We start from the raw sequence: 13,823 nt of genomic DNA on the forward strand, positions 1-13,823 counted from the left end.
ATGAGGAGGCGAACGCCTCCTCAATGGGACTCGGCAAGAGACTTACCAAACGTGGTTGTACATCACGCTCAACACGGCGCCCGTTGCAGGCAGGCGGCTGGTGTTATTACTATTGCGCATCAGTTGACTGTAAGCCGGCAGATAGTAACGATCGAACAAATTCTCGACACCTACCGTCACAGAATCCTTCTTCGTAAATGCATAACGACTGATCAGGTCAACGGTGGTGTAGCTGTCGACTTCGCGTCGGCCAAAACTCTCCACGCCTTTCAAACGGTAATCCCGCGAACCGAAGTAGGTTGCCTGCAGACGATTACTCCACTGCTCATTTGGTTTGTATTGCACATATGCGGTAACTTTGAGTGGCGGAATGCGATACCCGGTCATGTCCTGATCAGGCTTGCCACTTGGCGTTTCCCTGCCCTCGATGTAAGTTAGGGTCGCTCCGCCACCCCAATTTCCGGCAGGCAGGTAATCCAGACTGCCTTCGATACCCTGAATTTTTTCCCTTGTTCGCAACAGAATCAGACCATTATTGATGCTCTGAACATCACCTAATTTTGATGTGGTCTGAAAAATTGCCAATGTACCTAGTACATCACCGAATGTTCCACGCCATCCCAATTCATAGTTATCCGTTTTTACCGGTTTAACCGAGCCGATATCGAAATTCGCTTGCGCATTGCGAATCACCAAACCGACATCCGGTAGCTGGAACCCCTGGCTGAATGCCGCATACATCTCATGATTCTTGATCGGCTTGAATACGGTACCAAGGTTGTACAACCATGCGTCGTACTTGATGGTCCCACCCTCCACCGTACCCGGCGTCGGTTTTGTACTTTCCAGCAAGGAGACAAAGTCATCGAATTCCGCTCTTGAACGTTCGTACCGCACACCGCCTTCAAACGACCATTGCTCATTCAACTTGTGCTGCAACTGACCGAAGGCGCCGATGGTGCGCGTGGTCAGCTCCGGCATGTACGTCACCCTTCCGGTTTTCTGAAATACCGTTCCACCGCTGCTGTCGTACACAGCTTTGTTGAACACGTCGTCCGGCATATCGCTGCGTTCCTGGTTGAAATCCAGTCCCCAGACGAGCTTCGTACTTTCGACGATCGGCGTGGTTAACGTCAGGCGGCCGCCGAAGATGTTCGAGTTCTGCATGACCTGATCGATGTTTTTGCCGCGGTTGGCCAATGCACGCGCATCGAACGGCGTGAACCGGGTGAAATAATCGCGGTAATACAGTTGCGCTGACAATTCACTGCCAAAGAAATCCGTGTTTTGATAATCGCCGGAAACCAGCGTGTTCCGGATCTGATTCTGGTCATCCAGCTTCAAGCCCTTGATCGGCTTGGCGACTGCCGATCCCAAAGGCAATTTCGCCACCGATGGATCCGAAGCGTAGTCGGTGTCTTGATCGGCAACATAACGACTGATCGACAACTGCAAGCGTTGATCGCGGTCTATGCGGAAGCCGAGCTTGCCGCCGATCGCATAATTGTTGCTGTCGAACAGATCACCCTGGCTTGGCTCCGGTGCAATCCGGTCGCCGTGGCCGTCATACGATCCGCCGATGTGTTGCAGGCCGATATTGAATGCATAGTCCACGACACCATTAGAGCCAGACATGAAATGGTTGATCTCTCCACCTACGCCGTCCGCGCGCAATTTGGACAGCGACGAGTTGAGCGATACAGTCGTTTCAGCATAAGGTTCGCCACCGGCCGGACGTGTCGTGATCGCCACGATACCGCCGGTTGCACCAGCACCGTAGATGGCGCTGCTGCCGCGCAAAACTTCAACGCGTTGAATGCTGCCGAGATTGATGGTTGCCAGATTGCGCGAAGAATCGCGGTTGGTGTTGATGGGAATACCGTCGACCAGCACCAGCATATTGCGTCCGCGGAGCGTTTGACCGAAGTCGGTAATGGTACGGCTCGAATCCGCCATCCCCGGCACGACCTTGCTCAACAGTGTGGCAACACTGGTCGATGCCTGACGCAGTTCGTTCAGCTCTTCGCGTTCGATGACAGTGACTTGTCGTGTCGGCCTGATCAGATTGCTATCCATCCGCTGTGCAACGACATCGATGGCAGGCAGATCCTGCGGAACCGACTCCTGCTGCTTTACCGGCACGGTTGCTGCAACCGGCTTTGCAACGACCGGCAATGCCTGCAATGTAAAGCCGCCGTTCGTCAGCCGTTGCACCTGCAGGCCGCTCCCTTCCAGCAGATGTGCAAAACCGCCGGAAACGGAATACCTGCCGTTGATGCCTTTGCTCGACCTGGCTTCCGTCAAACCCGCATCGAAAGAGAAGGAAACACCGGCTCTGGCGGCAAAAGCCGACAGTGTCTGACCTAGCGGGCCGGCAGGAATTGCGTAAGTCTGGACGTTCTCGGCAGCTTCCGCTGCATGAGCGTGGCTCGCAAAACCGGACGTGCCGGCAACCAGCATCCAGGATGCAGATTGAATAGCGAGGGAGAGCGCCGATCGGCGCGCAAATACAAAACGACGTGCTTCTTTTTTGTTTGGGGTCTTCTGCGGTGATGCCATTTCCTGCCTTTCGATGATCAGATAGCGTTGCCTCTTATCTGATATGCCCAACGAAATTCAAAAAAGGGTCATCATTTTTGAGAAATATTTTTAGCGTGGCACAACCGTTGCCCAATAACGCGTCAGGTATTGCACGCGCACCGGCATCGTTTGCTCCAGAGTGGCCAGCGTCTGGTCCGTATCCCTTAACGAAAATGCGCCAGAGACAGATAAACCGGCGATCCGTGTGTCGTATCGCAATTTTCCCGGCCGATAACGATTAAGTTGGGCGATAAATGCGGCCATCGGCATTTTATGGGCGATGAGCATTCCGTCCGCCCAGCTATCGGCACCGGCTTCCAGCGCAACGGGAAGATCGGCCTGCCTGCTGGTAAAGGAGGATTGTTCGTTGGCCGGTACGACGACCTTGGCGGATGCATTATCGGCAGGACTGATTTCCACTGCGCCCTCCATGACAGCGACGTGGCTTTTTTCTTCTTCCTGTCGCGCGATGAATCGCGTTCCCAACGCGCGAATATTGCCCTGATGAACCTGCACGGAGAACGGCCGTGGATGAGAAGTACGATCCTTCGCCGTCGTTACCAGAATTTCGCCGCGATGCAAAACCAGTCGACGTTCATATTCATTAAAAACGGCGTCGACTTCGGTATCCGTATTCAACACGAGACGCGTGCCATCATCCAGAATCACATCACGCTGCTGTCCCACTGCCGTGTTGTATCGCACGCCATCGCTCTGCAACGCATAACGACAGGCCAGCCATCCTGCAGGCGCTGCGACCAGAAGCGCCGCCAGCGTCTTGACGGCCTTGCGCCGATCCGCTCCGGCAAGTTTCTTCAGTGCCCTTGCACCTTCCGGCGGCAAACTCTGAATTTTTTCTGCAAACATCGATGCACGTTGCCATGCACGTTCATGGGCTGTACTGCGTGCGCGCCATTCTTTCAGTTTCTGACGTTGTTGCGGATCGAATTGACTGCCGTGCAATTCCATCAGCCAAAGCGCTGCCTCGTCCAGGATGACATCCGGGATTGCTTCATCTTTAAACAAGCGATTTGCACTGGCACTCATATCAGGCAGCAGCAATGCAATGGCGGAAAGCAAGAACCATATGTCGTTTAACCGTGCTTAGCGAAAGACCGAGTAAATCGCAAATTTCTGCGTAAGCCAGGCCATCGAGCTGCGAGAGGAGGAACGTCTGCCTGACCTTGTCAGGCAGACCGTCGAGTACGCGATCAATTTCCATCAACACTTCCAGAACGAGCATGCGCTCTTCAGGAGACGGATAACTGTCTTCAGGAACCAATGCCAGCACATCCAGATACGCCTGCTCAAGCTTTTTCCGTTGGAGATAGTTACTGACCAACCCCTTGGCAATCGTCGTCAGATAGGCACGAGGCTCCTGCAAATCCAGAGGTTTGCCTGCGCCCAGTATTCTTGTAAACGTATCTTGTGCCAGATCGGCTCCCAGGCTTTTGCAATTCAACCGTTGACCTAACCAGCCGACAAGCCAGCCATGGTGCTCGCTATAAAGCGAGCCGATTTGCTGATTTACGTGAATCTCAGTCGCGGACACGAAAAGCCCCCTTTGCCGATCGCCACTACAATTGATAATACGAATTATTCTCATTGTAATACATGATCATCTGCAGACAATCATCTTTTTAATGCGATCGTGTGTGCCGTCTTTCTTGTATTAAGGCGATAGAAACGGAAGGCACCTGCGCGTGGCCTTGAACCAGCCCCACTAAAGTAATTCAAGATCTAGACGTGCTGGCAAACGATCACCGCAGACAAAGACCTGTTTCACCTCATCTTCAGGAAACAACTGATCAACTACTTTGTTAACCAATCATTTCTCCAACCGATGTAACTAAACACCCGAATCAAACGAATACTCAAGTGTTCATAACTCATCGACCTGATATCCACCATGTCCAGCCTGTCCCTCGGAATCTTCTCGATCAAGATTTCACAACTGCTTCTCGCCATTTGTCTTCTCGCCGCGCTCGCCATCGCGCTGGTCGTTTCCTGGAGAAAAAAGATCAAGGTGACCGATACAACAATGCAGATCGTACTGATCTCGGTCGTTGCGGCGCGCATGTTCTTCGTGGCTGTATGGTTCGAGCAATACTGGAAAACACCATTGTCGATTCTCGATATTCGCGATGGTGGCTTTAATGTGATTGCCGGTATCGTCGCCGGCTGCGCACTTGTCGCATGGCGTGGCTGGCAACAGCCGGCACTGCGTGCGCCGCTGACTGCAGGCACACTGACCTTCCTGCTGGCGTGGAGCATCGCCGTGCCGGCTGCCGATTCGATTGCGGGTGAAGTCGCATTGCCTGCAGTGACCGTCAAGACGTTCGACGGCAAGCTCACCACTTTCAAGGAACTCGCCCACGGCAAACCGCTCGTCGTCAACCTGTGGGCGAGCTGGTGCCCGCCGTGCCGTCGCGAAATGCCATTGTTGGTGGATGCACAGAAGAGAAACAAGGATCTCACCTTCGTCTTCGTCAACGAGGACAACGATCCGGATGAGGCACTGTTCTTTGCAAATCAGATGAAGCTGGCAACCAAAAGCATCGTCGCCGATTACGACTTCGGATTGATGCAAATGTTCGGCGCACGCGTGCTGCCGACGACATTGTATTACTCAAAGAATGGTGAGTTGCTGGCGACACACGTGGGTGGATTGTCGGAAGCGACACTGGCGAGCGATCTTCAAAAAATGAAGAAATAGCATTCCCGGGGCTTTTTCTTCATCGTCTGCAAAGGCTGCCCGCAAGGTCGTTTAGATAATGCGACATGGCGCACTCGTGCCCGTGGCCGAGCGCGGGGGCGCCTTCAAGTTCAAACTGCGCGCCTCAACCGCGCAATTCAATTACAGCTGCACTGTTTTTCCTGCGCAGGAAAATTATCTGTGCCGTTACGCCGACCACAAGAATGACAAGGATCGCACCCTGCACACCCAGCAGAAGGGGCGACTTCAGATCGGTCACGAACGGGTGCCCGTCCGGCACGCGGCGCAGCGTTTCGCTCACGGTCGGGATCATCAACAGGAATGCCGTGAGGCTGAGAGAAATCGTTTCGATATAAATGGCTGCACGACCGACAAAATTGACATGCGCGATTCCGTAACCTATCAACAGTAATGCAATGGTCGCGATGGCAATGCCGTAACTGATCGTCTGATGCGCGACAAGGAAGACCGTCGTCGCGCCAATCAGCATTGAAATAAAGTACGCAATACCCGGTTTGGTACGTGGCGTGATCCGACCGTATCGCGCGAACATGTATGCGGCGAGTGGAATGGCAGGCAGGCTGCCCAGTGTGTGTAACCAGCCCAAAGGCGTTATTCCGAACATGGCGTTTCCTTTCGTGTTTTTGATCAAATGGCGTTACAAACTTGCTTTCATATCCAATAACTACCTACTAGTTGGTAGATTATTGGGCGAAATGTTTCCGTATGCGATAAATGTTTCAGGTTTCCAAAAGACGTTTCAGCAGCGGATGGGTGATGACGCCGAATATTTTGGTGTCGTTGTAGGCACGCGCCGAAAGCATCGCCCCATGGACCGTCGCCATGAAACCTTCCGCTTCGGCCTTGACCGGAGCAGCAAGTCGTATGGTGCCTTGCGCCACGCCGCGTTCAAGCACAGAAACCAGCCAATCCGACAGGGTCCGGAATTGGGCTCGCACCTCGATCGCAATCTCTTCCGGAAGTACCGGCAATTGCGTTGCGAGCAAGGCACATACACAAAACGCGGCCGTATCGTCAGCCAGGCATGATTCCCAATAATGAATGTATGCGCGAAGCTGCCCGGCCGGCTCCGGGACATTGCGCTCCAATTCAGCCATACCGAGTTGAACTTCCGATCGGTAGTTGACCACCAGCGATCGAACCAGGTCGGATTTGGTTGGAAAATGATGATGAATGGTCGCGTTGCGCACGCCAACCACTTTGGCAATGTCAGCGTAACTGAAGCCGTTATACCCGCCTGAAATGATCAGTGAACGGGCACAGCTCATGATTTCTTCGGATGTATTGCTGGATCTCATGCGCGAACTATACCTACTAGTATGTAGATTGTCAAATATTGATTAATTTGTGTGTTCGACAAGTCACCTGAATGCATCGCCAAGAAACGCGACGGCTAAACATTTGCCGGTCGTATCGATTGCCGGCACCAATCGCAGATGAAGCCCGACTTGAGCTGGCTGTCTCCAAGGTATCGCGAAAAAAAGCCGGGCAGTTGCCCGGCTTTTTTTTGAAGCACGCCCCCGATCAACCGGTGACTGCGCCCTTGCTTGCGGTCGACGCCAGCGCTGCAAATTTCGACAGTACGCCACGCGTGTAACGCGGTGCCGGTTGTTTCCAGTTGGCGCGACGGCGTGCAATTTCCTCTTCCGGCACGTTCAGTTGAATCAGCAGTTGATGCGCATCGATCGTGACCGAATCGCCCTCTTCCACCAGACCGATCAGACCGCCGACGAATGCTTCGGGCGACACGTGGCCGACCACCATTCCCCAAGTGCCGCCGGAGAAGCGGCCGTCGGTGATCAGGCCGACCGACTCGCCCAGGCCCTGGCCGACCAGTGCCGAAGTCGGCGCCAGCATTTCCGGCATGCCAGGACCACCTTTAGGACCGAGATAACGCAAGATCACGACGTCGCCCGCCTTGATCTGCTTGGCCATGATCGCGTCCATTGCCGTGTACTCGTCGTCGAACACACGTGCAGGACCGGTGATGACCGGATTTTTCAGGCCGGTGATTTTGGCGACGCAACCCTCAGGCGACAGATTGCCTTTCAGGATCGCGAGATGGCCTTGTTCGTACAGTGCGTCCTTGATCGGATGGATCACATCCTGATCGGCGCGCGGTACCGACGGCACATCCGCCAGCATTTCGGCAACGGTCTTGCCGGTAATCGTCATGCAGTCGCCGTGCAGCAGGCCTGCATCCAGCAACACCTTCATGACTTGTGGAATGCCGCCGGCCTTGTGCAGGTCGGTCGCCACATATTTGCCCGACGGTTTCAGATCGCAGATGACAGGCACTTTCTGGCGCATGCGTTCGAAATCGTCGATGGTCCATTCCACCTCTGCCGCGTGTGCGATCGCGAGGAAATGGAGAACGGCATTGGTCGAGCCGCCGGTTGCCATGATGACGGCGACGGCATTTTCAATCGCCTTGCGCGTGACGATATCGCGCGGCTTCAGGTCGTTCTTGATCGCTTCGATCAGTACGCGTGCGGATTCCGCTGCGGAGCCGGTTTTTTCATCGTCCGGGTTCGCCATCGTCGACGAATAAGGAAGCGACAGACCCAGCGCTTCGAATGCCGACGACATCGTGTTGGCGGTGTACATGCCGCCACACGAACCGGACGACGGGCAAGCGTTGCGCTCGATGCCGTCGAAATCTTCCTGCGACATGCGACCGGCGGTGAATTCACCCACGGCTTCGAATGCGGAAACGATGGTCAGGTCCTTGCCCTTCCAGTTGCCCGGCTTGATAGTGCCGCCGTATACATAGATGCTCGGCACGTTGGTGCGCAGCATGGCGATCATGCCGCCTGGCATGTTCTTGTCGCAGCCGCCGATGACGACGCAGCCATCCATCCACTGGCCGTTGACGGCGGTTTCGATACAGTCCGCAATGACTTCGCGCGAGATCAGCGAGTACTTCATGCCTTCCGTGCCCATCGACATACCGTCGGAAATGGTCGGCGTACCGAACACTTGCGGATTGCCGCCCGCGTCCTTGACGGTCTTGATCGCGATGTCGGCCAGCTTCTGCAGACCGGAGTTGCACGGCGTGATCGTCGAATGGCCGTTGGCGATACCGACCATCGGCTTGTCGAAGTCTTCCTTCTCGTAACCCATTGCGTAATACATGGAACGGTTCGGGCTGCGCGACACGCCCTGCGTGATGTTCTTGGAACGACGATTGAATGCCATGATGACTCCAGAAAATACAAATCGGTAATGCGCTGCAATTTGAAAACGATACAGAGGCTGCAGCGGTTGCCTGCCCGGTAACAGGGCAAATCCCTGAAAAGAGTCGCCAGAATGCACTCCGCGAAGCCGCGTGTCAAATATATGATTCAATGACGATTAATATAAAATACATATCAATCAACCGAACGCCTGACAGGGTGACGACATGAATATCGAACTCCGACAATTGCGCTATTTCGTCACCGTCGCCGAGGAAATGCACTTCGGCCGCGCTGCACAGCGCCTGCACATGACGCAACCTCCACTGTCGCAATCGATCCAGTCGCTGGAAGCATTGCTCGGCATGCCGCTGTTCCGTCGCACCAGCCGCAGCGTCGCATTGACGCCGGCCGGCGCCGCACTGCTGCCGGAAGCGCAACGCATCCTGCAGCAAATCGCCGGGCTGCCGGACATGGTACGGCGTGCGGCATCCGGCACTTCCGGCCGCCTGTCGCTGGCGTTCGTCTCCACCGCCGACTACAGCGTGCTGCCCCCTTTCCTGCGGGAATTCCGCGAAGCGTATCCCGATGTGGAAATCGATCTGCGTGAAGCAACCACCGACGTGCAGCTCGACGACCTGGTCCAGGGTCGCATTGATGTCGGCCTGTTGATCCCGCCATTGCCGGACAAGATAAAACTGCAGCTCGACTATTTGCCGGTGCTGTCGGAACCTTTGATCCTCGCCGCACCCAAAGGACTGTCTGCGTTGCGCGGCAAGCCGAAAGCGGCATTGCAGACGCTGGCCGAGCAACCGCTGATCATCTTCCCGCGACGGATTGCACCATCGCTGCACGATGCGATCCTCGCCTGTTATCACGAAGCGGGACTGACGCCGCGCATCGGGCAGGAAGCGATCCAGATGCAGACCATCATCGGGCTCGTCTCGGCGGGCATGGGCATCGCGCTTGTGCCACAATCCGTGTCGAACCTGAAGCGGCCCGGCGTCGATTACCGGCCGCTGGCAAACAAGACGCCGCTGGTCGAAACCGGATTGGCATGGCGGCGCGACAATGCCTCACCGGTATTGCGCGCCTTTCTCGAATTACTGCGAAAGAAATAAAACATGTGGGTTCATCCTATGCCCGATCCGGTCGCCCTCTCGATCGGTCCCTTGCACATTCGCTGGTACGGCCTGATGTATCTGGCTGCCTTCGTCCAGTTCGTCGCACTGGCACGGATGCGTATCCGGCAGCCGCATATCGCCCGTGCGGGCTGGGTACGCGAGGATATCGACGACATGCTGTTTTACGGCGTGCTCGGCGTGGTGATCGGCGGCCGACTCGGCGAGGTGTTGTTCTATCACCCGGCGTTCTATTTCGCCAATCCGCTTGAGATATTCAAGGTGTGGAACGGCGGCATGTCATTCCACGGCGGCTTTCTCGGCGTGCTGCTGGCAATGAGCGTGTGGGCACATCGTCAGAAACGTAATGCATGGGACGTGCTGGATTTCATCGCGCCGATGGTGCCGCTGGGTTATGCATTCGGCCGCATCGGCAACTTCATCAACGCCGAATTGCCGGGACGTATCGCGGACGCAACGCTGCCGTGGGCGATGATCTGGCCGAACGTGGATAACCTGCCGCGCCATCCGTCGCCGCTGTATCAGGCACTGGAAGGCGTGATCGAATTCGTGCTGTTGTGGATGTTCTCGCGCAGAGAAGTGCCGCGCATGGCAGTCGGCGGCATGTTCTGCCTGCTGTCGGGCCTGGGCCGTTTCATCACCGAATATTTCCGCGTGCCGGACTACGATGTGCACCTTGCGAACATCACGATTTCTGCCGGCCAGATGCTGTCGCTGCCGCTGATCGCACTCGGCATCGTCATGCTGATCTTTGCCTATCGCAAGCCGGTGTTTCCACCCGATCGCGCGCCTGCCGTCAACGCAACGGCATCGAAAGTGAAATAACCGCGCATGGATTTCTGGCACTTATTTACCAAACTCGCCGACACCAATCTCACCGTTCCCGCTGCTGCAATCATCGCACTATGGTTGCTTGGCAGCGGTGCATGGCGCGCCTGCATCAATTGGTGCTTGCTGTTCGGCATCGGATTGTTCCTCGTTGCCGCAACCAAGGTGGCTTATGCCGGATGGGGCATCGGCATCGCATCGGTCGATTTCAAGGGTTTCAGCGGGCACGCAATGCGCGCGGCTGCCATCATGCCGGCAATGATGTATTTACTGTTTCAAAAACAGAAGCGCGAGATGCAATCGGCGGGCATCTGGTTCGGCGTCGCCTTTGCGGTCGGCATCGGCATTTCGCGTCTCGTGCTTGGCGTGCATTCGGTGTCGGAAGTCGTGACCGGATTGCCGCTGGGATTCGCAATCTCCTTCCTGTTCATCCACTTCTGCAGGAAGCAGGCGATCATTACCTCTCATCGCGGCTTGCTGCTGGTGGCGATACTGCTGTTACTGCCCTCTCTGGCAATGAAGCCCGCTCCGACCGAAAGCTGGATCGCGCGCGTTGCCATTGCACTGGCCGGGGCCGATCAGGCGCCGGAAATCCGGCAACGCATGCACGACCTCTGAGAATCGCCCGTCGTTCCTGACGCAGTTCTGCTAGTGGTCCTGGACTGGAGAAAACAGTTACCGCGTTTTCGCACTGCGCAACCCGCCATCGCCACGCCAGCTGGCCAGTATTTCCGGCAATGCACGTCGATGCGTGAACAACACCATCGACGCATAACTGAGCGCACCAACGGCCATCGACACCAACAGCTCCACAAGCAATGAAAGACCGCGACTTTCCACTACCGCCTGCGCTCCCAGCACGCATACCGCCATGACTGCCGCGCTCGAAACCGGAGCAAGCAACGGCTTCAATTGCGCACCGATGGAAATACCCGCGTACTTGCGCAGCAGATGCAGACCGAGCGGATAGGTGACGGCGACGCGACATGCCCATGCAAGAATGACGTAGATCGGCGCATGGTTCGCGGTCAGAAAAACGGCGGCGATCGTGCAGGCACTGGCACACAGTCCCGGCAACAGCAAGGCGCGCGGACGACCGAGTGCGCGCAGGTACGGACTGACGAATATGCGCGTAAAGCTCGTGGTCCAGATCAGGCACAGCACCACAATCATCGGAATCGCATCCGGCCATTTGTCGCCGAGCAGCAGCGGCACCCATTGCTGAGCCGTCAGCGCCAGGCCGACAAAAATCGGCGTCGATACGAACGACATGATCTGCGAGATTTTCAGGAAGGCGCGTTGCAGACGCTCGCGATCCTCCTGCATCGATGAGAAGAACGGCAGACCGATACGTCCCGCAACGCTGCCGATGATATTCGACAGCGCATCCGTCGCCTTGAATGCAACGCTGACCAGACCCAGCACGTTCAGGCCATGAATGGCACCGATCAGCAGATTGAATCCGCGCGTGAGGAAAGCCCATAGCGCGCCTTCCAGCATGACCGGCACACCGAAGGAAATCAGCTGCTTCGCATGCGGCAGCGAGAAACGGCGCTTCGGCCAGCGCTTCTGGCCGCGCCAGAAGATCGTCGTCAGGATCAGGTTCTGCACGACACCGGCGACGACAATACTCCACACACCAAAGTGCGCGACCGCAAGTCCGATCGCCACCAGGCAGTAACTCAAGCGACCTAGTACCGTGCGTCGCGCGATGGCTTTTGTCCGCATTTTTCGGTCGAGCATCGCCGACGGCAGCAGGTTCAGGCCGGTGAACATGCACGCTGTCCCCTCGATGATCAGGATCGTGCCGACCAGCGATTGATCCATGACGTAGATGAAGTACAGGCCGACGCTCGCACAGAACAGAAATCCGGCTATGCCGAGACAGACCGACATCCAGAACGCACTGTCCAGATGCAGCATGTCGATCGGCCGGCGCTGGATCAACGCCTCGTTGATACCCAGCGCGATAACCAGTTGCGTCATCAACACGATGGCCTGCGCGAAAGCAACGCTACCGAAATCGGTGGGCGTCAGCACGCGCGTCATGATGCCAAGCGTCAGAAAGCCGAGCAGCCCGACGCCGACGCTATCGACAACAGCCCACGGCACGACGCTTCGCATGTTCTTCATTGCGGCATCAGCTTTCTCTTCAACGGGCCGAGGACAGGACGCAACACGCGCTTGATCGTTTCCTTCACCGGCAATGCATTGCGCATGCGGTTCTTCGCAATTGCGATCTTCAGCGCACGTACCCATGTTTCATGGACGCCGCGCTTCTCGGCGATCTCGACGATCTCATCCAGCAGCACCAGTTGCGCGTGATTGCCGGCGCGCAGGTTCTGGATGTCTGCATCGCTCGGACGACCGGCCAGCGATTCCGGCAACGGTGCGCCAAGCGCCATGAAGTTGAGTTTGGTACGCAGGCATTTCTCGCAATGACCGCAGTTTCTGCCAGTCAGCGGACCTTCCCAGCAGACGCGCAGATTGCGCAGCCCTGCCGGCCAGTCGAGAATCTGTTCCGCCTTTTCGGTGCGCGTGAATTCGCCGCCGTCATAGACGATCTGGAAGTCGCGGCTGGACAGCATCGTGTAGGTGATCGGATTGCCGCCCCACGGCAGCACCAGACGCGCGTAGTCTTCGTCGGAACCGACCAGTCCGGCACAGGCGCTGCCCTGCCAGTTGCGCAGGCAGCTTGCGACGCCGTTGCCGAATTCCATTTCCCAGTTGACGCAGGCCACCTCGCGCCAGTTGGTACGCATCGTCACCATCGGCACGCCGATGGAACGCAGGGAATCGGCTGCCGTCGATACCGTCGTCGCAAACGCAGCGTTCGCCTCCAGGCCGATATCGAATCCCTGAATCAACACGCCGGCCAGCAACCCATAACTGCGTCGTCCCGCCCCATGCGTCACATGACGCCACACGGTAAACGATGCATCGAGTCCGCCGGAAAATGCCGCAACTGCACGACCGGACGCTTCCGCCGGCAATGCCGGATCTGCCACTTCCTGCGCGGCGGTAATGTTGATCTTGCTGTACAGATCGGGCCGCCATGCATGCCAGCACGCGATCAGATCTTCCATGTTCTTCAACAGGGAAAACGTGACCGGGCCGTCGATGTGCAGGTCGACACGCCGGTTCATCGCGAAGAACACCAGCGCGGTAGCTGCGACGTCATGCACGCGCAACGGTGCCGGCAGGCTGGCGTTGTGGCCGGTGATCTCCCACCATACCTGGCGATCGCCAAAGGTCGCCGTGCGGGTGATGCGACCTTCGCCGCGGGTTTCGCTCAGGCGAACAACCAGCCTGTTTGCAATGTGATCCATGTTTGCACCGGAAGAGGGATGGGAAAGGCGA

At 56.6% G+C, this 13,823-nt stretch carries 12 protein-coding genes; 4 read left to right on the forward strand and 8 right to left on the reverse strand.

The annotated features are described in order from the left end of the window. Nucleotides 1-42: 42 nt before the first annotated feature. From VN114_RS03145 to VN114_RS03155, 3 genes are all read right to left on the reverse strand, one after another. Nucleotides 43-2,559 (reverse strand): TonB-dependent receptor, encoded by a 2,517-nt coding sequence (locus VN114_RS03145; RefSeq protein ID WP_325511900.1) that lies wholly within the window; start codon nt 2,557-2,559, stop codon nt 43-45. 90 nt (nt 2,560-2,649) lie between these two features. Beyond that, the gene (locus tag VN114_RS03150) at nt 2,650-3,627 is read right to left on the reverse strand and encodes a FecR domain-containing protein (RefSeq protein ID WP_325511902.1); all 978 of its coding nucleotides are present in this window, start codon (nt 3,625-3,627) and stop codon (nt 2,650-2,652) included. A gap of 1 nt (nt 3,628) precedes the next feature. Beyond that, entirely contained in the window at nt 3,629-4,132 is a 504-nt protein-coding gene (locus VN114_RS03155; RefSeq protein WP_325511904.1) for a sigma-70 family RNA polymerase sigma factor, read from the reverse strand. A gap of 357 nt (nt 4,133-4,489) precedes the next feature. Between VN114_RS03155 and VN114_RS03160 the strand changes: the two genes are divergently transcribed. Beyond that, nucleotides 4,490-5,296: a TlpA disulfide reductase family protein gene (locus VN114_RS03160; protein ID WP_325511906.1), complete on the forward strand. Its 807-nt coding sequence runs from the start codon at nt 4,490-4,492 to the stop codon at nt 5,294-5,296. Between the two features lie 124 nt (nt 5,297-5,420). On the opposite strand, the gene VN114_RS03165 is transcribed toward VN114_RS03160, so the two are convergent. From VN114_RS03165 to ilvD, 3 genes are all read right to left on the reverse strand, one after another. After that, the gene (locus tag VN114_RS03165; protein ID WP_325511908.1) at nt 5,421-5,921 is read right to left on the reverse strand and encodes a hypothetical protein; all 501 of its coding nucleotides are present in this window, start codon (nt 5,919-5,921) and stop codon (nt 5,421-5,423) included. A 115-nt stretch (nt 5,922-6,036) separates the two neighbouring features. Then, on the reverse strand, nt 6,037-6,585 hold the full coding sequence (locus VN114_RS03170; RefSeq protein WP_325511910.1) for a TetR/AcrR family transcriptional regulator: 549 nt from the start codon (nt 6,583-6,585) through the stop codon (nt 6,037-6,039). Nucleotides 6,586-6,841: 256 nt separating this feature from the next. Beyond that, nucleotides 6,842-8,515, reverse strand: coding sequence for a dihydroxy-acid dehydratase (gene ilvD, locus VN114_RS03175; RefSeq protein ID WP_325511912.1), 1,674 nt, complete (start codon nt 8,513-8,515; stop codon nt 6,842-6,844). A 205-nt stretch (nt 8,516-8,720) separates the two neighbouring features. Here ilvD and VN114_RS03180 point away from each other — a divergent pair, with 205 nt between their 5' ends. The 3 genes from VN114_RS03180 to VN114_RS03190 are packed head-to-tail and all read left to right on the forward strand — an operon-like array spanning nt 8,721 to nt 11,081. Continuing rightward, nucleotides 8,721-9,614, forward strand: a complete 894-nt coding sequence (locus VN114_RS03180; protein ID WP_325511914.1) for a LysR substrate-binding domain-containing protein — start codon at nt 8,721-8,723, stop codon at nt 9,612-9,614. Nucleotides 9,615-9,617: 3 nt separating this feature from the next. After that, complete coding sequence (lgt, locus tag VN114_RS03185) at nt 9,618-10,460, forward strand: prolipoprotein diacylglyceryl transferase (RefSeq protein ID WP_325511916.1); 843 nt, start codon at nt 9,618-9,620, stop codon at nt 10,458-10,460. 6 nt (nt 10,461-10,466) lie between these two features. After that, entirely contained in the window at nt 10,467-11,081 is a 615-nt protein-coding gene (locus VN114_RS03190) for a phosphatase PAP2 family protein (RefSeq protein WP_325511918.1), read from the forward strand. Between the two features lie 57 nt (nt 11,082-11,138). Here the strand turns inward: VN114_RS03190 and VN114_RS03195 are convergent, their stop codons facing one another. Together VN114_RS03195 and VN114_RS03200 are read right to left on the reverse strand one after the other, a co-directional pair. After that, nucleotides 11,139-12,596, reverse strand: a complete 1,458-nt coding sequence (locus VN114_RS03195) for a lipopolysaccharide biosynthesis protein (RefSeq protein WP_325511920.1) — start codon at nt 12,594-12,596, stop codon at nt 11,139-11,141. Then, entirely contained in the window at nt 12,593-13,792 is a 1,200-nt protein-coding gene (locus tag VN114_RS03200; RefSeq protein WP_325511922.1) for a hypothetical protein, read from the reverse strand. The genes VN114_RS03195 and VN114_RS03200 overlap by 4 nt, the downstream gene beginning before the upstream one ends. Nucleotides 13,793-13,823 lie beyond the last annotated feature (31 nt).

The organism is Oxalicibacterium sp. (assembly GCF_035565035.1).
Taxonomy (GTDB): domain Bacteria; phylum Pseudomonadota; class Gammaproteobacteria; order Burkholderiales; family Burkholderiaceae_D; genus Oxalicibacterium.

What these genes read in the sequence shown, in the direction of transcription:
- VN114_RS03200 (WP_325511922.1), bottom strand. Translation starts at nt 13,792, where the DNA reads ATGGATCACATTGCAAACAGGCTGGTTGTTCGCCTGAGCGAAACCCGC.
- VN114_RS03150 (WP_325511902.1), bottom strand. Translation starts at nt 3,627, where the DNA reads ATGAGTGCCAGTGCAAATCGCTTGTTTAAAGATGAAGCAATCCCGGAT.
- lgt (WP_325511916.1), top strand. Translation starts at nt 9,618, where the DNA reads ATGTGGGTTCATCCTATGCCCGATCCGGTCGCCCTCTCGATCGGTCCC.
- VN114_RS03160 (WP_325511906.1), top strand. Translation starts at nt 4,490, where the DNA reads ATGTCCAGCCTGTCCCTCGGAATCTTCTCGATCAAGATTTCACAACTG.
- VN114_RS03190 (WP_325511918.1), top strand. Translation starts at nt 10,467, where the DNA reads ATGGATTTCTGGCACTTATTTACCAAACTCGCCGACACCAATCTCACC.
- VN114_RS03165 (WP_325511908.1), bottom strand. Translation starts at nt 5,921, where the DNA reads ATGTTCGGAATAACGCCTTTGGGCTGGTTACACACACTGGGCAGCCTG.
- VN114_RS03145 (WP_325511900.1), bottom strand. Translation starts at nt 2,559, where the DNA reads ATGGCATCACCGCAGAAGACCCCAAACAAAAAAGAAGCACGTCGTTTT.
- VN114_RS03195 (WP_325511920.1), bottom strand. Translation starts at nt 12,596, where the DNA reads ATGAAGAACATGCGAAGCGTCGTGCCGTGGGCTGTTGTCGATAGCGTC.
- ilvD (WP_325511912.1), bottom strand. Translation starts at nt 8,515, where the DNA reads ATGGCATTCAATCGTCGTTCCAAGAACATCACGCAGGGCGTGTCGCGC.
- VN114_RS03170 (WP_325511910.1), bottom strand. Translation starts at nt 6,585, where the DNA reads ATGAGCTGTGCCCGTTCACTGATCATTTCAGGCGGGTATAACGGCTTC.
- VN114_RS03180 (WP_325511914.1), top strand. Translation starts at nt 8,721, where the DNA reads ATGAATATCGAACTCCGACAATTGCGCTATTTCGTCACCGTCGCCGAG.